The sequence below is a fragment of the Qipengyuania sp. SM2512 genome, assembly GCF_054954005.1.
On sequence record NZ_CM143134.1, the window covers coordinates 692165 to 710870 of the forward strand.

Here is an 18706-nt window from a genome sequence, read left to right on the forward strand (position 1 = left end):
ACACCTGAAGTGCCGACCGACCCTGCAAATTTGCAGGTCATCCAGACAGCCGCTTGTCCGCCCGGACAGCGGCTTTTTTCATATCTGAAGGAATTACGATCGTGACCAAGAAGAAATCCTCGACCCGCTCCATTGCACGCACCGGACACAAAGCCGTTGCTGTACCCAAGCAGTTGACCATCGGCGATACCGAGATCCGTCCCGAGCAGTTTTACCTCATTCCCGAGCGTCATCCCGCCGGTCCGGGACCCTGGGGCGAGGAGCCGGACAAGCTCGCCTGGACGGATCCGGCGACCGGTCTTGCCTGCATAATCTTGCGGCAGGGCGATGGCACGCTGAGTGGCTATGCGTCGGTCGACCCGGGACATCCGTTGTGGGGCTTCACCTACGACGCTGTGCCAAGTGCAATCGGCAAGGCCCCCCACCGAGGGATCGACTATGCCGAGCTGTGTTCGAACGACGGGCCGGAGAGGGTCCGAGTGTGTCACTCAAGGCCGGTCCAGATGCATCGTAGTGCTCCGCAAGGTGCGGACCGCGCCGGCCATGATGACAAATGGTGGTTTGGGTTTTCCACCTCGATGCCTGGCGATCACGTTCCCAAAGGCAGCAAGCCGCGCCTCCACCGAGAGGAAGGCGAGGTCTATCGCGATCTGGGTTACGTGTTCGAACAGACCCGCGAACTCGCCGCAGGGCTCAGCTCCGTTGCAGGCGGCGACGGCGGCGAGGCCGGTGCGCCGCTGCAGCTCGGTTCCCCCACGACCAAGAACGACTTGGGTTAAGGAGTATCGAGATGGAAAATATTCCCTACGAAGCGATCCGCAATCCCAACCTGCCGTGGGGCTATTGGCTGCAGGCTGAAGAGAATGGGTATCCGCTCTTGCGCGATGAGCACGGCAACCCGTGGGACAGCGTGCGCGACTGTCTGTGGCGCGGTCGTCTGCGGATGGCCGATAGCAGCCGCTGGGATGTGGAGGATCAGCTCGAATTTCTGCTCGCGCTGCTCGCTGCAATCGACCGGCGGGTCGTCCACATCGAAGAGAAGACTATCGATCTGTTCCAGGGGGCGTGGGCACTCCATACCCACTACAGCCTCTGGCTCGATGGTGCAGGGCTTACCGATGGCGGCCTCACCGGTTCGCTCACCCTGGAGGGCAGGGCAATCCTGGTCATGCTTGCCTCGACGAGGTCGGTCGAATGCGCGCCTGTACCGATCGGTCTGCCTGTGCTGGCTCCTCGGGTTGGCCTCGATCGTGGTGAAACCCGGGAAGAGCGCGAACGCGTGCTGGCAAGCCAGGAAACCTTCGCCCGTGGCCTGCCGTTCCGGTTTGTCCGCGCTAGCATCATGCGCAAGCCCGGCATCAAGCTGACCGGTATCGAGATCGGTGACAATATCCCGCTCACCCGCGTGCTCTGGTCGATGAGCTTTCCGGAAGATCATGCGCGTGATCGGCTGTTCGCCTGGCTCTCCCACCGGCTCGACAGGTGGCAGGAGTGGGGAGCTCTCGTGGGCCGCGAAGGCGCCCAAGCGTTGAGCGATCACCTGCTGCAGCTCGCCTTTGCCGACCTGCCCGCGCTCGCGGGTTAGGCTCGAGCCTTCCGTAAAGTCCCACAGAACGAGAGCGGGCGGCGTTCCAGGCCGCCCACTCTCTACGGAGATACGAAATGCAAACGTCCCATCGACACCGACCGCCCGAGCGCATGATCGCGCTCGCCATCCAGCCAGCCCCTGCGGCTTCCGAGCCGTGCGTACCGTTCGGCTTTGGAGCCTTCATCATCACGGCGCGTGGTCGACACGAAGCGAGTTTTGAATGCCACGAACATGGTTATGGAGCTGGGTATCCACCGCACGCCATGCGCGAACGGCTGCAGGGCCTGTTCACGCCCGAAACGACCGCGCTCATCTATTATCAAGCAGAGGATTTTGGCAGCCGGGCGAGGAGGAGCCATGATCCGTCCCGCGCCGAAATAATGAAGAGCATCCCTCGATCGGGTCTTCGCACGGCCCAGCTTGCAGCAATTCCGCACCACATCCTTCAGCACGCAGGCGGTGTCGCCGGGCTGCAGTTGTCGAGCCGCCATTCGACGCCGCTCGGTCGGCTCGGCTATTTGGGAAACGAAGCGCAGGCGGTTTGGGTATATTGGCTGTTTCGACGCTGTACACCGCCTCTGCGCCGACAGCTACTCTCAAGCTACCAAGCATGGCAGGTGATCGAGAAGGCTAGGCGCAAAGTGATCGCATGACGCTGCCCGGGACGGGTCGATGATCCGTCCCCTTTTTTGCATCCGCATCCGTCAGTGCGATAGGCGTCAACACGCACCATCCCCCTTAAATGGAGCCGCACCAGCGGCGCGCTTTTGAGGGACCTCTTCGCATTCGCGAACCCGGCCCAGGGAAGGCCCCGCCTGGCTGGCGGACCTTCGCCGCTTGACCCCGGGCGGGGGCACGCGGTCACGGCGCAATAGCGACCGACCTGAAATCTTTGGAACGACGACGATTTTGATGATCGTCAGTGAAAGGAAAAAGCTTCCAGACGCCGGCGGCGCAAAAAGAGGAAATCCAAAATGAATTTCGAACACGCAAACGGACTTTGCATTTCGCAGCCGAGGATCGAATCCGAAGATGTGAAAGGAAAAGCCCGATATCGAACTCGTCGGGCGCATCCGCCGTAGGCGGATGCCGGTTCAGGGGGACGCGATCAGTTTTGTTCGCGTCCCTCTGAACCGGCTAAGCCAAACCGGGCAAAGCCACGGTTTCTTGCCCCATCTTTACGAATTCTCAACTTCTGGAGGTTTATGGCGAAGCCACGGGGCCGGGCTCGGCCTCCGCTTTTCCCTTCCACCTCCTAATTCCAACTTCCTGCTACAAGTCGGGATCGCGCGCGAGCGCGAGAAAAAGGGGCGACCGCAGTCGCCCCTCGGTTGCGCTTATTCTCCGTTCATCATTCGATTGAGCGTCTTCATATCGTACACGATGAAGGCCTCGCCAAGCGAGCTGATTACGGGAAAGGTAGGCCCAGCCTGCTCCAGTCGCTTCTGAATGCAGCTATTTGCGAGGCGGAAGCCTGCCTCGGCAGGTGCTGCCTCGCGATCGCGCACCGCGAAGTACCCGCTCGCCTTCATCCAAATCTCGCTGCCTCCGTTTGCACCCTCGAAGACGAGGCGGGCCTGAGATTTATCATCTCGCTTCCACAACTTCCCGTTGGTGATAACGGCCGTGGTTGAGACACCGTCGGTCGAGAAGTAACTGAACGCGATATCACCCGCCGCCAACGCCTCGAACGGTTGGGTTTCGTCCATTGCGACATAGAGAATATCCCAATCTTTGCGGCACGCTAGGATGGCGAGTTCTTGTACGTCAGTTGGGGACAGTCGCCCGCCTCCCAGCAGGAGTGCTTGCGGCTTGTTCCCATTCTTCGTAGCGCGGGCTCCGAGTTCTGCTTCGATAGCACACAGGACTGTGTTTACGCGGTTCTGGTCGATGTTGATGAAGTTCAAGCTTTTCATATCTTTATCCTTTCAGCGCGGCGTTGCCGCGTCGGTTACTGTTCGGACCCGCGAAGCTGGGTTTTTCCTCCCTCTTCAAGATCCGACCCTTCCCGCTCTTCTGAAAGGAGTCTCGCTTCCGTCACCGGCGCAACCAGAGCTTTACGATTTCAAATGTCAGCGATGACGTGGATGCCGATGTTCTTGGGCGCGTTACCAAGACTGTCCTCGAATGGCACAGTTACTCATTTCGATTTCGGATTTGTGCTTCGATTATCCTAATAGTCGCATATCCACTTCCAGGAACAAACTCGGCGAAAAGATGATAGTTCAACCCGTTGTGCGCCGCAGAGCCAAGGCCTCAAGAGGCATAACCGTGGCATCAGCACGGACCCTTCACCATGCGTGCCGGTTCGCACTCCCAGTTGGTGGTAAGCAATCGAGGCGGGGCTGCCCAAAAGCAAATGTCAATGCTCCCGTCGGTCTCAATCTGTCTGTTACGATTCAGTGGAACATGACAAAAACCAAGCATGATAACTTCGCTGCTCTTAGAAACCAACGCTTCTGCCGTTGGCTGCGCACGCGCTGCAAGCAGTTGGGCATCTCAGTCTCTCCGTATTATGTTTACGCCAGAGAGAAGAACCATGTTCACTGGTTAGTTCATGTACCTGAGATGCTGATCGAGGAATTCACCGATCTCGTCCCTCGTTGGGTGACCAGCCTCGAGCGCAAAGGAACCGGGGCTCGCAAACGTGCCGAAAACCATGAACCGGCTCCTCAGGGCGCAGTCTTAGTACAGCCAACAGGTAATAGTGTCGCTGCGCGTAAATATCTCCTCAAAGGTATTCGCCCGAAAGACGCGTTTCGTTTCGGTATCAAGAAGCCCAAACCGCAAGGTAGGGTCTTCGGCCGCCGTACAGGGGTCAGTCGCACTCTCGGCAAGGCGGCACGGGACCGAGCAGGCTATCGAGCGCAGTGGCCGGTCTGGATGGATAATAACGGTCGCGTAATTGATCCGGCTCAGACCAAAATACTTCAAGTGAAACAAAGTTCGACCAGCGTTCGGCGGCCTCATCGACCGGCTGGCGGTGGCGTCTAAAATGGCAAAATCTAAAGCCCTCCTCATCTGCCCGGGGAGAGAATGACGCTGCGTCGCGCAATTGCGCAGATTGTCGTCTGCAATAGCAAGCGACTTTTAGATTAGCTCTTCAAACCTCTCCACGCCGCGCTCACATAGCCGAGTTCGAGCCTGCGGCTGGCGAACTTGTGTGCCCTGGTCGAAAAATGCCTCGATATGGCAAGTTCTAGGCCGGTTGCGGACTGGCCACTTTCCGTTCGCAAAGGGCAAAAGCTGCCCTTCAGTGCGTGTCACAACCACTCGGCTGTGACACGTCTGTCCATCACGTCCGCAGCCGGATAGAACACCTTCATACTGGGATCGAACAGCTCATGATCGTGGGGCTGTGCATGCCCACCGGCTTGGTTCTCTTGCCCATGCCGGCGGGCTCGCACCTTAGGCTAAGCGGGTAAACACCCATCGGCCTTCCACCTTCCACGACTTGGCGGCTCCGCGACGTACCAGTCGATTAGCCGCGCGGTTCACGTCCCAGATCAGCTCGTCGATGGCGTCGGCGAGCTGAGCCGCATCTCGGGGCTTCTCGACATCCATGGCACCGAAGACGAACTGCTCGATTGCCTCGTCGTAGTCTGGCTCGAGATTATCCCGCTCAAAACGACCGCACCACAGAATATGGCCACGCCAAACGATGAAGTGGCTCCCGCAGCCGCCCTCCCGCCACACCGAGGGGAAGAGGGTCAGACCGCCGCGGCGCATGTCGAAGCGCCATGCCTTCCCCGCGCGCCCGTCCAGATTTACGACGAGCGTCTCGCCGCAACCGTCGGGACATGCCATCACGATCGCCCGCGGCCTGCCTCGGAGGATCAGGGATGCGTCACCCGGCTGGCCAAGGTTCGCCTCAGCCTGGTCCCGGTATTCGACGTCGCCGACCATGCGCACCTTCCGCGCCGGCGGGCTCATCGCCAGCGTCCCCCGCTCGCGTCCGGTCGGACCGGTAGGCTCCACGTGGCGCCCTTCGCCAGCGCGCCCGCGTGGGAGCACACGACGCAGTCTGGCTGCAGCGCTACGGCCATCTCCCGGACCCTCCCGCGGGTGCCGTCGTAAGTCTGGTGTCGCGGCTTGACGGGTACTGGCGTCACCGCGCCGAGGACCATCGTCATCGCGAGCGAGCTCACCGTCGAGTTGATGGAGAGGACAGCGGGCTGCGGCTCCCGCACGCCATGGACGTACGGGTCGGCCGCGCGCTGATCCGGCGTCTGCATCTCGCGACGGATCGCATCCGCGTCGAGTGTGCCGCAGCAGGTCAGGCACGGGAGACAAGGCGAGAGCATCTGCACCCGCCCGGTGACGTGGCTCACCCCCCCCCGTTCACGACCGTGATGCTGACGCCCATGTCAATTACGGGCACCAGGTGCTGGTAGGCGGCCTGGTTCACCACGGCGCGGCTGGCGTGCGAGTCCGTGCACAGGAGGATGAAGTCGAACGTCGCCAAGAGGGCGGCGACATGCTCGTCCACGATGTCCGCTTGCATCGGGATCACCGTGGCGGTCGGATTGATGGCGCGGATCATGCGCGAGGCGACCTCCACCTTGGGCCGGCCCACGTCCGAGGGGATCGAGCCCACGAGGCGGTTGAGGTTCGTCTCCTCCACAATATCGGGATCGATGACGGTGATCCACGAGACACCGAGGTGGGCGAGCTGCTGGCATTGGAGTGATCCGGTGCCGCCGGCGCCGATCACCGCGAAGCGGAGCCGGCGGAGCAGGCGCTGCCCCGGTTCGCCGAAGGCGCGGACCAGGCGGTCGTCACGACCGTGGGCGGCCCCGCCCGCGACCGGCGAGTGGAGAACGAGCTTTTCGCCCACCTCCCACACGGGCACCTCCTCGTCGTTGCCGAGAATGCGGGCGCGCGCGCCCTCCGGGCCGATCACCAGTGCGACGTGGGACACCGGGGCGCCGCGCCTGTGGAGATAGGACGCGAGTTCGGCCTCCCCGTCATCGTCGGTCGCGGAGAAGTGCGGGTTGCCGCGGCTACCGGGATGGGTGTGGATCGCCACGACCGCCATGCCGGTAATCCGGCTGCGATTGGCCACGTCGATCAGGAACCCGGGCTTGAGAACGGCCGAGACGCAGTCTCGGCGTTCGTAGGCGTAGTCCGGCACGGGAGCGGCGTCGGCGACGACCCAGGAACCGCTCGCGGGATCGTGGTGGGCGTAGCCGATGGCGCAGCTCTCGAGACCGTCGGCGTCGAGCAGGCCCGACGCCAGCGCCGAATAGGTCGGCGCCGCGAAGCGCAGGCCGCTCATCGGACCTGTCTCAGGCGGTCGATCACCACGTTCATCCACGTTGCTAGGGTGTCGCGGTTCGGGTTCCAGGCGCTCGCGAGGTGCCACGAGAACCACATGCCCTGCTCCAGGGCTTCGGGGATGACGTTCAGCGCCGCGTTCTGCGGCGTCGCTCCGGTGGCGAGGGCGAGGTCGGCATCCGCCCAGAAGCAGTCGAGCTGCGCGAAAGGGTAGCCGGGCGGGACGAGGAAGCGGATGGTGGTCGAGGCCCTCGACCACCCCTCCGGCAGGCGCACCCCGGGCACGGTGACGAGCGTGGTGCCGCTCGCCATCGTGTTGGCGTGCGCTTCGCCGAAGCGCTCCCGCAGCTGCTCTAACTGCATGCTGAGGATGCCCGACATCAGCCGAAGTTCGCCTTGGGGACCGACGAGAAGCGGCGAACCCCGTGCTTGGGGTCGAGGCTGACCGTCTCGTCGTCGCCGATGATCCGATCGGGATCGTCGCCCGTGCCTTCGAGGGAGAGGTCGTGGGTCTGATCCCAGTCGGGCACCATCGTCTTGATCTGCGCTCCGGTGAGCTTCTTCTTGTCGGTCTCGTAGGGCTTGCCGTTGACGAAGAACGTGTAGGTGACCTTGTTCGGAGCGGTGATGAACTTCTCGACGCCGTCGGCGGCGAGGTCGACCTCGGTGCCCGGCTCGATCAGCTTGTCCTTGCCGCCGCGCACCTCGAGGAATACGGCCTCGTCGTCACCGATGCCGGCGAGCGAGCGGAGCACCGCCTCCGGGATGGAGGGACAGCCCCAGACGATGCGGCTGTCGTTGAGCTTCACGCGGTAGAGCGGGTCAGTGCTGAAGGCGACGAACCGGTGGGCGGCGCGATGGCGAAGGTCCACCTCTTCGTCGGCGCGGACGTCCTCGAAGTCGCCTTCGGAGGTGATGACGAAGAGCGAGTGGCCGTCAACGTCCTTGATGCCGCCCGCCTTCAGGATCTGGCGGCCGAGGGGGACGGGATCGTCGAGGACGATCGGCTGGTAGGTCAGGTCGTCGAGCGCAAAGGAAACGCGGTAAGGCCCGGGACGCAGCGCGCGGCCCTCCTGAACGGCGGCCTCGACGTCGTCGATGTCGAGATGGTCGATGATGGACATGGTGTTGTTTTTCCTCTTCGGACCTCGGCGGATCTGCGTCGGTCACGAAGGGTCAATCCCGGCAGGCCAGGCCAACCGGTAATTCCGGTCAGAGATTTTTTTGCAGGTTCCCGTCGGCCAGGGGGCCGCAGGTGAAGAAGGCGGGGCAAAACGGGCAGGTGCGGTCGGAGCGCTCGGGTTCGAACCGGCCCGAAGCGATCGACGCCAGCGTTTCCGTCAGCTTGCCCAGGTTCCTGCCCAGCGCCTTGCGGTCGAGGGCGAGCGCGATGGTCGGCTCGTCGTCGCCGAGGTGGATGATCTCCACGACGCAGCCGGGCAGCGACGCGGCGGCGGCCATCTCGAAGGCCGCGTCGGCGAGCGCCTTGCCGGTGGAGGAAGACCTGTGCCCCGTCCTGACGACGCGGGCCACGTGTCGGCCCGCGTCGGTGACGACGTCGTCGGCGACCGCGGTCACCTCGTCGGTCCCGATCGACACCACCAGCGGCCCCGTGTCGGCGCGGGCCCCTCCCGCGCGGATCGTCACGAAGCGCCGGAGGAGGAGCGTGGCGACTTCCCGATGGAGGCGATACTCCTCAGTGGCGAGGGGACCCTCTGACCAGCGCAGTTCGAGCAGCGCCTCCATGTCGGCCATCGAGGATGCGGAGGGATCGGTGGCGGCGAGTTCCTTAACCACGCCCCGCACCAAGTCGTGCATCCTCGTCATCGTGGTCGGCGTGCGCCGCCCGCCCACGCCGAGGACGTGCGTGTAGAGGAAGCGGCGGGGGCAGCGGGAGTAGAGGTCCAGCTGCGCGGTGGTGATGCGCACGGGCGGCCCTATGCGGATCGGAAGTGGCAGGGTCTCGCGATCGGCTTCACGTCCCGCATACGCGATCGCCGGGCGTGCGTTTGCCACGCCCAGCCGGGCGATGAAGGGGGAGGCGTCGCGCCGTGCCCCCGTCGCCGTCCTGGTGGCCGAATACAGCAGCAGCCGATCGCGCGCGCGGGATGCGGCGACGTAGAGCAGGCATTCTTGCTCAAGCGCGTGGTCGGCAGCGGCGAGGGCGACGGTGCCGCCCTGTCCTCCCTCGATCATCCCGTCCGGGACCGGGCAGGCGGGCTTGCGCGCGGTGCTCGGCATCGCGTTCCTGTTTAGGCCCATGACGTGCACCGCGGGGAACTCGAGACCCTTGCTGCCGTGGATCGTCATCAGTCGCACGGCGTCGATGCCCTGCGCCGCCGCCGGGAGCTGACGGAGGTCCCGCTCGTCGGCGAGCTGGACGAGGCGCCTGATCCCGTCGAGCGTGCGCTGGATCGGGAGGCCGGGCCCAGATCGCTCTGTGCGCAGGAAGCCCATCAGCTGCCAGATCGCCACGCCCATGGCGCGGCTCGACACGTCATCCGCCGAGGCGAGCAGCGCGGCCGTCCGCGTCCGGTCTAGCAGGAGTTGGGCGAGCACCGTCCAGGGCCTCGCGTCGATGCCGAAGCCGGCCAGCATCCCGGCGGCCCGATCAAGCGCGTCGGCGTCGTTCTTCCCCAGCTGTGGCGCCCTGGTCGTCGCGGACGCCCACGCCATCGGCCCCGCGTCGGTGGCGCGCAGGTGCTCGACGACGGCCGAAGCGCCGGCGAGGCTCAGCCCCGTCGCGAGCCTTTCGAGCGACGGTTTCCGGACGAGACCCATCGCGCGTCGGTCAACCAGCAGAGAGAGGGCGGACAGGAGATCCTTCACCTCGGGGCGCTCGAACAGGTTGCCGAGGTAGAGCACGGGGATGCCGCGCCGCTCCAGCTCGCGGCCGACGCGGGTGAGTCGATCGTTCCCCGGGCAGAGCACCGCCTGGTCGCGGAACGGCACCTGCGGTGCGACTCGCAGGATCTCGTCGGCGAGCGCGTCGGCCTCATCGTCGTTGTCACCGAAGGTGACGTGCTCGGGCGCGATCCCGATGGACGCGCGGAAGGCGTCGAGCGATGCGTCGCCGGTGCCTGCCTGCATGCTCTCGCCGAACCTGGAGAACGCGCCGACGATCTCGGGCGTCGAGCGGTAGTTGACGCGAAGCCGGCCACCCGATGCGCCCGGAAAGTCGTTCGTCGCGAACCGGGACATGTTGAAGGACGAGGCACCCCTGAATCGGTAGATCGCCTGCCGCGCGTCTCCCACGGCCCAGAGGTTCCTGCCGGCGTCGGTGAGCTTCTGGAGGAGCCGCACGCTGCTGCGGTTCACGTCCTGATACTCGTCGACGAGGATGTGCGAATAGGTGGCGCGAAGTGCGGCCGCCGCCTGCGGATCGTCGTCGAGCAGCTTGACCGGCAGTGCCACGAGGTCGCCGAAGTCCACGGCGCAGGCCGCTTGCTTCAGCTCCTCGTATCTCCTGTAGACGAGCGCGACCTCGGCGCATCGCTCCCCCGCCTTGCGGGCGTCGGCGTCGACGGCGTTGTCCACCATCTGCTGAGCGAGGGCGGCGAAGCGCTCGGCGTCGGCGACCTCGTCCTTCGCCCGCAACATCGCGCCGAGCATGTCCTTGAGCGGGCGCGCCGGATCCATGAAATCGCGGTGGTGCTGAAGATTCAGGGCGAGGTATTCGCGCTCCATGATGGCGATCGCCTCGCTGCGATCCATCATACGGGGCTCCTTGGCGAACCCTAGTTGGCGATGGTGCCGCCGCACGATGTCCAGCCCGAACGCGTGGAAGGTGCCGATCCACATCGCCGGTGCGGCGTCGGGGCGAAGCACCGCGATCCGGTCCGAGAGCTCGCCGGCGGCCTTGTTCGAGAAGGTGAGCACTAGGATGGAGCGCGGATCGACACCGCCGTCGACCAGCTCGGCGACGCGCCCGACGAGCGTTTGCGTCTTGCCGGTCCCGGGTCCAGCCTCAAGTAGGTAGGGGGCGCCGCGATGTAGGGCGGCTTCGGCCTGTTCCGGGTTGAGGGGCTTGGGGGGGGACGCCGGCTGCTGTGGCGGGGCGGCTTCGATCTCGGGGAGCAGCAGGACGTCGAGGAGTTGCATCGCGACGACGTCGAAGGGGGCGCCGAGCCGGTCGGCTATCTGGCTCGCGGTCATGCCGCCAAGATGCAGGGATCGCGCGCGTGCGCGGGGAAGGATCAGCTCGCGACCGAAGAGATCCATCTGAACCTCGCGGCGCTGCCGCCGGCTGTAGTCGACGACCCGGTCCTCCCCAACCGGCGCCGCCTCGGCCGGACGGGCGGGATCGACCTCTAGGGCGATGTGCTCCGCGCGGTCGTCGCCCAGCGTGGCGTGCCCAAGCTCGTGACCGATCAGGAACGCCCTTGCAAAAGCGTCGCCCGCGTCCTCGTGGCGGATCGCCCGGTCGCTCGGATCGAAATGCGCGCGGCCGCCGGCCAAGATGGGGCTTCCCGCCTCGACTGGCTCGACATCGAGACCTCTGTCGGTGGCAACGGCCGTGACGATGTCGATCGGATTCCAAGGGTCCGCGCCACCCGCGACAGCCGTATCGTGCAAGGCAGCGGCGCGCTGCCGCGCGAGTTCGATGGCGTCCACCGCTCAGTCCCGCGGGTTCAGCAGCTGCCTGCGCCTGTCCTCCGGCACCCTGCACTGCTCGAGCAGTGCCTCGAAGGTCACCTTGCCCCCGTCCGCGCTCGGCGCGTGGCCGGACTTGTAGCTGAGGCTCGGGGTCAGCCTCGGCGGACCCGCTAGGAAGGCGCTGAGCTCGTCGACCCCGGTGCGAAGGCCGCGCGCCAGGTCCGCGAGGAAGCCGGCCGGGACGGTGGCGATGTCCACTGTCCGGGAGCGGAAGCCTTGGATGACGCTACTGGGGACGTTGAGCGAGCGCCTGAGGGTGACGAGTTCGTCGGAGGCGACCGCGGCGAACGGATCGGCTGCCTGCGCCGCCGCGCGTGCCGGCGCCGCGGCATGAAAATCCGCCAGTGACGCCTCGACCCAGGCCTCGTCGACGGGCGCCGAGATGTCTGCGGTCGCGCGCTGGAGCCGCAACTCCATCGACAGGTCGATGAGGTCCTCGGCGAGTTCGGGGTGGAGGCGCAGGTATCGTTCCAGCGTGCCCCGGTCGTGCTCCGGTTCGACGGCGAAGGCCATCAGGATTTCCTCGGCGTCATGGTGGGGCTGATCAGTCATTCCGGCTTCCGATCCCGAGTTGCGCCCGTACGGTTGCGATGGCGGCGTCGCGTCTGTTGCGGACGGTCTTCTCCGACTTCACGCCAAGGACCTTGCGTATCGTGAGGACATCGTCGTCTATCGAATCGATGGGCATGTCTTGGAGGAGCATCTCGATTACTCTGCGTTGCTTGTCTGGTAGCGTTCTGATCGCCTTTGCGACCTTGAACCGGTAATTTGGGTCGTCGGAAAGCAACTCCTGTTGGACGTCGAGGCTGCCGACCGCCTTCTCCACCGCGATAGATGGATCGCCGCTCTCCTCGTCGTCGATGGCGTCCCTCCTCGCCATCTGCCGTAGCGCCCGGCCCATGGAGGTCTTGCGCAACGCCGCGACCGCGCCCGAGAACATGACTTCGAAGTAGTCGAGCGCGGATCCAGGAGCCGCACGATCTTCCATCAGCCTGACCCTGAAGATGTCGCGCACGCGATCCCGTGCGTCCGCCCCGTCGACATTCTCAGGACCGCCGGCCCGCTCGCCCTCGATGCGGGGGAGGGCGGACGCCAAACGTCGCATGAGTTCTCGGTATAGTTCATTGAAGTACCGCTCTTCGTTGTCGTTCCGAGTGGCACGGATCAAGTAAACAATGCACTCTGATTGCACGTGGTTCGGTGAGGTCGGGTCTCGTACCTTCAGCCTTTCGAGGATCTCCTCGCGAGACAGGTAGACCAGCGATGTCAGCGCGACCTCAACCTCCCCACGTCGAGCGTAGGGAGTGCCATCCCGTTTCCTCTTGGTGAGCCTTTCTACCTTCCGTGTCTGCAAGATCATCCTCTGAGGTTTTCGCCCGTTCGGCGTTCTACTTTTCCAAATACCCGAAAGGAAGGCCGGACTGGCCGACTACTCCCACTCAGACCTCTGTCGAGCCAATTCATAGAGCGAGGCGGGTCCTGGACCAAGTGCCATTGTCCGGGAGGCGGGAGTTCGAAACCATTGATAGAGCATCGGTTCATTGGCTCTTGGTGTCACAAGCCAGGTTCAGAATGTCCGCTAACGGGAGTCACGACCAGACGGTCCTATGACCGGGATTAGGGCGCTTTGCCGAAGGGCTGCTTTGCCAATTCCGAAAATTCGGCAACTGGCTGATTGCTGCCCATACGTTTTCGTCTGGTGGGCGCATTAAGTCGTCATATCGCTGTTTTTCTGGGCAAAAAGACGGGCTAGAGCGCTATCCAAGGCATGGGAAATTGTCTCGAATTAGCGGGTGCACTAGCTTGACGGCCCACTGACACTCCGCCCCGTCTACGAACCCGTCCACGACAGCCTCTTTGCAATCGATGAATCGTGCATGCGTCCGTCAGAAGAGCTTCGAATTTTGGCTTCGCTTGGCTATAGCGCCGCTTCAAACGAGAAGGGTTTACATGCGTAGGATTATTTTCGCAGCTGCCGTCGCTGGCACCGCTCTGACGCTCACCGCCTGTTCGAAAGGCGCAGAAGAAACCTCCGAGACGACGTCGCAAGATACGCTCGCCGATGCGGGATTGGTTTCGGACGAGAGCGCTGGGGCAGTCGCTACCGATGCCGGTGCGGTGCTCGATGCGAACGCGGCGACTGCCGAGCAGTTGGCGGTTTTGGACGGGGTTTCTCCCGGGCTGGCTCAAGCCATCATCACCGGGCAGCCCTACCGCAGCGTGGCGGACCTGAACCGGACGCTGCTCGCGACCTTGGACGCGGAAGGAGCAGCCATGGTTCGCACGCGCGTGTTCGTGCCGGTCAACCTGAACACCGCCACTCGCGAAGAGATCGAGCTCATCCCCGGCATGACCGACCGGATGGTCGGCGAATTCCTCGAATACCGCCCCTATGAGGACATGGCCGAGTTCGACCGGGAAATCAGCAAATACGTCGATGAGGAAGAGGTCGCGCGCTTTCGCACCTACGTCACTCTTTGACGTCGCGGCCAGATCCTGACGAGTTCGATCGCCACCAGAACTGCAATGTGGATATAGGCTGCGGTCGGATCGTAGGCCGCAAGGACCCAATGCAGGAAGGTCAGCACCGCCGCCGGATAGACCAGCCGGTGCAGGCGTTTCCATGAGCGCTTGAGCGCGCGGATCGCAAGGTCGTTGGACGTCGTCGCGAGCGGTACGAAAACCGTCAGCGCGAGCCATCCCGCCAGAATATCCAGGGCGCGCAGATCCGCGAGGATTGCGGCCAGATCGGCCTTGGTGCCCAGATAGATGAGCGTGTGCCCTAGCGCGTAAGTGAAACTGGCCACGCCGAGATCTCGCCTGTGCCGCATCAGCGAGGCCGACCATCGCTGCCGAGGGAACAGGCGACGGATGGGGGTGACGGCAAGCGTCGCAATCAGCAGCCACGCCGCCCAGTCCCCGCTGTCGCGGATGGCGTGGCCGTAACCGTACACCTCGGGAGACGCGGTCCAGCGATAAAGCATCCAGCTGCCCGGCCCAGCGAGCAACAGCCAGAACCGGGCCCGCGATGCGGCGATTGTCTTCATGGATCCCGGACTAGCCCCTACCGGCGCGCAGAGGCAAATCGAATACAGACTTCCACCGGCATCTGCGAATGGCGCCTGCAGATGGCGCCGTATGGCCCGACGAGGTGTGCGCCCCGTCAGGCCATACGAGCTATGCCGATATCTTCGTCCTCAAAGCTCCACCCGCACGCCAAACCGGGCGCTGAAGGGTTCGGCGGGCTGGATATTGTTGTTGCCGTGCGCGCTGGGAAAATAGCTTTCGTCCAGCAGGTTCTCGATATTCACCTGAAGGCTGATGCGCTCGCTGACGGTAAAATAGGCCGCCGCATCGACGCGCCAATAGCCCGGCAGCTCGACGGTGTTCGAAAAGCTGGCGAACTGATCGCTCTGATGGATGACGCCAACGCCGAAGCCGAACTGCTCCGTGACGTCGAACCGGTTCCAGGCGGTAATCTGATGACGCGGCAGCTGCTGCAGTCTCGCACCCGCTGCCCCGAAATCCGAAGCCGTGCGCAGTTCGCCATCGAGATAGGTGTATCCCAGATTGGCTTGCCAGAAATCGGTGATCGAGCCGACCGCACCGATTTCGAACCCTTCGACCCGGCTTTCGCCGGTCTGGACCACCAGCCCCGTGTTGTCGGGATCGGGCGCGGTGGTGTTAGTGCGGTCGAGCCGGAAGGCGGCCGCGGTCACCAGCACCTTCTCCAACGGCGCCCATTTGACGCCCACTTCGTAATTGGTGAACTTCTCCGGTTCGAAGCGTTCGTCGCCGGGGGAAATCAGCAGAAACTGATCGCCCGCCTGTGGAAGGAAGCTTTCCGTGTAGCTGGCATAGAGCGACAGCCGCTCGACGGGCTTGACGATGATTCCCGCGCGCGGGCTGACGCGTTCGTCCACCCGGTCGCCGGGTGCACTCGAGATCAGATTGACCGTGTCGAGGTCGAACCGGTCCCAGCGCAGCCCGGCCACCAGCTCGAGATGATCGCCGATCTCCAGCTGCTCCTGCAAATAGAAGGACACGGTATCCAGCTTGCTTTCGCGCGAGCGCGACACTGGGGAGAGCGTGAATGCGGGGACCACGATTCTCTCGGCGAGCGGAGTGGTGATCCTTTGCGCGCCATTGTCGTCGAAGACGACCACGCGGCGCGAGTTCTGCGTATCCTGGCGGCTGGCTTCGATCCCCAGCAACAGCGTCGAGGCGAACCCCTCGCCGTCCGCTTCCCAGACCAGATTGGCTTGGCCGATCAGGTTCTCGCGCGTCGTCGCATCCTGATAGCCTTCGAGCGTCACCATTGAAGCCTTCACTCCAGTGGGCAGGATATTGGCGTAGATCTTGTCGTAATCGCCATATTGGACGGTCGCATTCGCGTTGAGGCCGGGGGCGAATTCGTGATCGAGACGCACCCGTCCGATATGCACCTCCGCCTGCGACCGGTTGAAATCGGGATCGCCGAAGAAGGTGTCGTCGAAGCCGCGTAGCGGACCGCCTTCGAACGAAGGGACGCCGCGATCCACCACGCGCCGATCGTCGTCGTAGGAATAGGTTGCCGTCAGCCGCGTGGCCGGGCCGAGACCGGCGGTAACAGTGGGCGAGTAGCCGATGAAGCGACCCTCGTAGAAGTCGCGATGGCTGTCGAACTCCTCATAGGTGCCGTTCAACCGCACCGCAATCGTATTGGAAAGCGGCTGGTTTACGTCCGACAGCAGGGCGAAGGCCCCAAACGTGTCGATCGACGCATTTGCAGCAGCGAAGCTGTCGCCGGTCTGTGCGAATTTCGACACGCGGTTGATCGCGCCGCCGCCGGCGCCGCGACCGAATATCAGCGCATTCGCGCCCTTGAGCACCTCGACCCGCTCGATATTGTAGAGCGGGCGATAATATTGCGCATCGTCCCTCAGCCCGTCGAGATAGAAATCGGCGGTGGTTTCCTGGCCGCGAATGAACACTTCGTCGCGGTGCCCCTCGCCTGTTTCCAGGCTGACGCCTGGTACGTATCGCAAGGCTTCGTTCAACTGGCGGATCGATTGATCCTCGAGCTGATCCTCGGTGATGAAACTGATGCCTTGGGGCACATCGATCAGCGGGGTAGGGGTCTTGGTCGCGGTGGAACCGTCATCGATGCCATAGCCGCCGCGTTCGCCGTTCACGACGATTTCGCTTGGGAGATAGTCGCGCTCCGGCTGCCCGTCGGCAGCTTCATTGGCGAGCGCCGCGGCAGGCAGGGCAGCGGATGTCAGGAGGCAGGGCGAGGCGGAACGCGCGATTGTACATGAGTTTTTTGCTTTCTTGCGAATCGTTCTTAATTGCCGCCGCGGCTAATGCGACTGGCTCGCACTTGCAACTGGAAAGCTCACCGATGGCAATCAAGTAGCCAAATCTGCGCTTGTGGGTCGTCCGACGCCCTGGCGGTTCCACCTAACCGCAAATGATGTCCGCTTTCAGGAGATCTGAGGCGGAGCTTCAATGACCAGGATTGGGGCGCAAAGCTTTCGTTGTCGGGGGCCCGCAGTCAGAGCCCGCGTCGACTACTGACATCGCTGAGGTGGGAGCGCTACGCCGACCAGCCCGCCATAATCGGCGGATGTGCCTTGTTAAAAGCATTTAAGAGGTCGGGGTATCGATGGGGGTAAGGAATCAGATTCTTATTTTGGTAACCATTGTAATTCAATTGCTTACCCGTTCATCGCGAATCCCTCCGTCTCCGCCACTTCCTTGTTTCGACGGTCAGCCGCGAGTCAAACCGATGCTTTGCTCGGTTCATGCGGCGATTCGCTTCCCCACTGCCCCTGCCAATCGGCTGATGTTCGATTGCATTCCCGCATCATAGCACCGGCAAGAGCCTAGCGCCTGTTCGGCGCCGCGAGAGTGTGGGCTTTGGCATAGTGGTCGAGCCATTCGCGCGAAGGAAGCGGCAAGGGTCGGCTCTCGTCCGTCCGGGCGGGGCTGAACGCACGCACGGGCGCGGCGCTGCGCAATTGTTCGAGCCAGATCACGCCGTCGAAGCTACCGCTGTTGCCGCGGGTGGTGACGAGATCCCTATCTCCGGCGCCGTCCATGTCGCGCGCGATGAAGGCGTGGTACATGCGGCGCATCCGCCGGGGCATGCCGTGGCGGAGCGCCGGAAGACCGTTTGGCGCGCTAGGGTCGCCGCAGTTTTCGATTACGCCGACCACCAGATCGAGGCGCCCGTCGCCGTCCATATCCGCGCAATCCGACTGGAAGGCGGTCGAGCTTCTCGACAAAGCGGAGAGGGCATGTGCCTCGGTCGAGCACAGGTTGTGGTTCAGACCTGGCAGCACCGACGGCGGCAATGGCGAGGCTGGAAGGGCCAGCCACCGCGGTTCGTCGAACGAACGAACGGCCACGTCAGGCCGCCTCACCTCACGCTTGCGCCACTTGCAACGCCGAGGGAGGGGCCATATCGAAAAGCTGTTCGCTCAGTGAAGCCATTTCCCTGTCGAAAAATCGCGAGAACCGCTCATCCTGTGCGAAGTGGACCCATCTTCTGCCGGTCGCCATAGCCGCAGCATTGCCGTCGAATTCGGTACCGTCGAAGGAGCTTCCGCCGCCGCAAACCGGAACGCGGTCAACCGCTTCGTCCGAGAAACGCAAGCCGAGCTCTTGGGCAATGCCTTCGCGATATGAGCGGTCGTCTTTCCAGGCATTGTAGAGCACGACGAGCTTGTTCGCGGGAAGGTACCGCGTGGCACCAAGCGCTTCGCGGGCGTGCTGCTTCCAAATGCCGCGGGCGATATCCGGCGGAAGGCCGCAGCCCATCTTGCGCCGGCTGGCGAACAGATTGAACGGGTCGCGCAGCACCAGCATCGCGACCTTGCGCCGCGAACCGCCGAGCCACGTATCGTGGTGCTCGCGCAGCTCGTTGCTGAACACATGGGAAATCCAGCTGTCCTCGTAAGTGTGCATGAGCAGGTCCCGGTCGTGGTGCTGGCCCTGTCTGGCTGCTTCGAAGTCGAACGGGCGGTCGGCGCGCCAACCGTTTCCTTCGCTCAAGGGGCGGCACGACAGGAATGGATTTGTCCCGCCCTCGGCGCAATTGAGCAGCAGCCGCGAGCCCTCCGCCTGCGCGTAAATCCAGTCGGCGATCGCGTGATTGCCGCTGCGAGACATTCCCAGCATCTGAATTTCCAGGACGTTCAA

The 18706-nt window shown here is 63.7% G+C and carries 18 protein-coding genes; 5 read left to right on the top strand and 13 right to left on the bottom strand.

Annotated features, from left to right (window positions below; translation table 11 throughout):
• Nucleotides 1–101 precede the first annotated feature (101 nt).
• The 3 genes from ACQ5J0_RS03565 (at nt 102) to ACQ5J0_RS03575 (ending at nt 2241) form a co-directional block, all read left to right on the top strand.
• On the top strand, nt 102–779 hold the full coding sequence (locus ACQ5J0_RS03565; protein WP_462569144.1) for a hypothetical protein: 678 nt from the start codon (nt 102–104) through the stop codon (nt 777–779).
• 11 nt (nt 780–790) lie between these two features.
• Nucleotides 791–1585: a hypothetical protein gene (locus ACQ5J0_RS03570; protein ID WP_462569145.1), complete on the top strand. Its 795-nt coding sequence runs from the start codon at nt 791–793 to the stop codon at nt 1583–1585.
• Nucleotides 1586–1698: 113 nt separating this feature from the next.
• The gene (locus ACQ5J0_RS03575; RefSeq protein ID WP_462569147.1) at nt 1699–2241 is read left to right on the top strand and encodes a hypothetical protein; all 543 of its coding nucleotides are present in this window, start codon (nt 1699–1701) and stop codon (nt 2239–2241) included.
• A 684-nt stretch (nt 2242–2925) separates the two neighbouring features.
• On the opposite strand, the gene ACQ5J0_RS03580 is transcribed toward ACQ5J0_RS03575, so the two are convergent.
• Complete coding sequence (locus tag ACQ5J0_RS03580; protein ID WP_462569148.1) at nt 2926–3504, bottom strand: hypothetical protein; 579 nt, start codon at nt 3502–3504, stop codon at nt 2926–2928.
• A 493-nt stretch (nt 3505–3997) separates the two neighbouring features.
• Between ACQ5J0_RS03580 and ACQ5J0_RS03585 the strand changes: the two genes are divergently transcribed.
• Nucleotides 3998–4582 carry a hypothetical protein gene (locus tag ACQ5J0_RS03585; protein ID WP_462569149.1) on the top strand — a complete coding sequence of 195 codons (585 nt, stop codon included), beginning with the start codon at nt 3998–4000 and terminating at the stop codon, nt 4580–4582.
• 414 nt (nt 4583–4996) lie between these two features.
• On the opposite strand, the gene ACQ5J0_RS03590 is transcribed toward ACQ5J0_RS03585, so the two are convergent.
• From ACQ5J0_RS03590 to ACQ5J0_RS03625, 8 genes are all read right to left on the bottom strand, one after another.
• A complete protein-coding gene (locus ACQ5J0_RS03590; protein ID WP_462569150.1) occupies nt 4997–5494 on the bottom strand; it encodes a ubiquitination-like system serine protease family protein in 498 nt (165 codons plus the stop codon).
• Between the two features lie 23 nt (nt 5495–5517).
• The gene (locus ACQ5J0_RS03595; protein ID WP_462569152.1) at nt 5518–5919 is read right to left on the bottom strand and encodes a hypothetical protein; all 402 of its coding nucleotides are present in this window, start codon (nt 5917–5919) and stop codon (nt 5518–5520) included.
• A complete protein-coding gene (locus ACQ5J0_RS03600) occupies nt 5916–6866 on the bottom strand; it encodes a HesA/MoeB/ThiF family protein (RefSeq protein ID WP_462569153.1) in 951 nt (316 codons plus the stop codon). The genes ACQ5J0_RS03595 and ACQ5J0_RS03600 overlap by 4 nt, the downstream gene beginning before the upstream one ends.
• A complete protein-coding gene (locus ACQ5J0_RS03605) occupies nt 6863–7246 on the bottom strand; it encodes an E2/UBC family protein (protein ID WP_462569154.1) in 384 nt (127 codons plus the stop codon). The genes ACQ5J0_RS03600 and ACQ5J0_RS03605 overlap by 4 nt, the downstream gene beginning before the upstream one ends.
• The gene (locus ACQ5J0_RS03610; RefSeq protein ID WP_462569155.1) at nt 7246–7989 is read right to left on the bottom strand and encodes a multiubiquitin domain-containing protein; all 744 of its coding nucleotides are present in this window, start codon (nt 7987–7989) and stop codon (nt 7246–7248) included. The genes ACQ5J0_RS03605 and ACQ5J0_RS03610 overlap by 1 nt, the downstream gene beginning before the upstream one ends.
• A gap of 88 nt (nt 7990–8077) precedes the next feature.
• The gene (locus tag ACQ5J0_RS03615; protein WP_462569156.1) at nt 8078–11479 is read right to left on the bottom strand and encodes a UvrD-helicase domain-containing protein; all 3402 of its coding nucleotides are present in this window, start codon (nt 11477–11479) and stop codon (nt 8078–8080) included.
• Between the two features lie 3 nt (nt 11480–11482).
• Nucleotides 11483–12073, bottom strand: a complete 591-nt coding sequence (locus tag ACQ5J0_RS03620) for a hypothetical protein (RefSeq protein WP_462569157.1) — start codon at nt 12071–12073, stop codon at nt 11483–11485.
• Entirely contained in the window at nt 12066–12881 is an 816-nt protein-coding gene (locus ACQ5J0_RS03625) for an RNA polymerase sigma factor (protein WP_462569158.1), read from the bottom strand. Before ACQ5J0_RS03625 ends, ACQ5J0_RS03620 begins: the two co-directional genes overlap by 8 nt.
• Before the next feature lie 590 nt (nt 12882–13471).
• On the opposite strand from ACQ5J0_RS03625, the gene ACQ5J0_RS03630 reads away from it, so the two are divergent.
• The gene (locus ACQ5J0_RS03630) at nt 13472–14002 is read left to right on the top strand and encodes a hypothetical protein (protein ID WP_462569159.1); all 531 of its coding nucleotides are present in this window, start codon (nt 13472–13474) and stop codon (nt 14000–14002) included.
• On the opposite strand, the gene ACQ5J0_RS03635 is transcribed toward ACQ5J0_RS03630, so the two are convergent.
• The 4 genes from ACQ5J0_RS03635 to ACQ5J0_RS03650 form a co-directional block, all read right to left on the bottom strand.
• Nucleotides 13987–14568, bottom strand: a complete 582-nt coding sequence (locus ACQ5J0_RS03635; protein WP_462569160.1) for a protein-methionine-sulfoxide reductase heme-binding subunit MsrQ — start codon at nt 14566–14568, stop codon at nt 13987–13989. The two genes, ACQ5J0_RS03630 and ACQ5J0_RS03635, sit on opposite strands and share 16 nt — an antisense overlap.
• Before the next feature lie 150 nt (nt 14569–14718).
• Nucleotides 14719–16695, bottom strand: coding sequence for a TonB-dependent receptor (locus ACQ5J0_RS03640; protein ID WP_462569161.1), 1977 nt, complete (start codon nt 16693–16695; stop codon nt 14719–14721).
• A gap of 693 nt (nt 16696–17388) precedes the next feature.
• Nucleotides 17389–17913: a hypothetical protein gene (locus ACQ5J0_RS03645; protein WP_462569162.1), complete on the bottom strand. Its 525-nt coding sequence runs from the start codon at nt 17911–17913 to the stop codon at nt 17389–17391.
• 16 nt (nt 17914–17929) lie between these two features.
• A complete protein-coding gene (locus tag ACQ5J0_RS03650) occupies nt 17930–18706 on the bottom strand; it encodes a hypothetical protein (RefSeq protein ID WP_462569163.1) in 777 nt (258 codons plus the stop codon).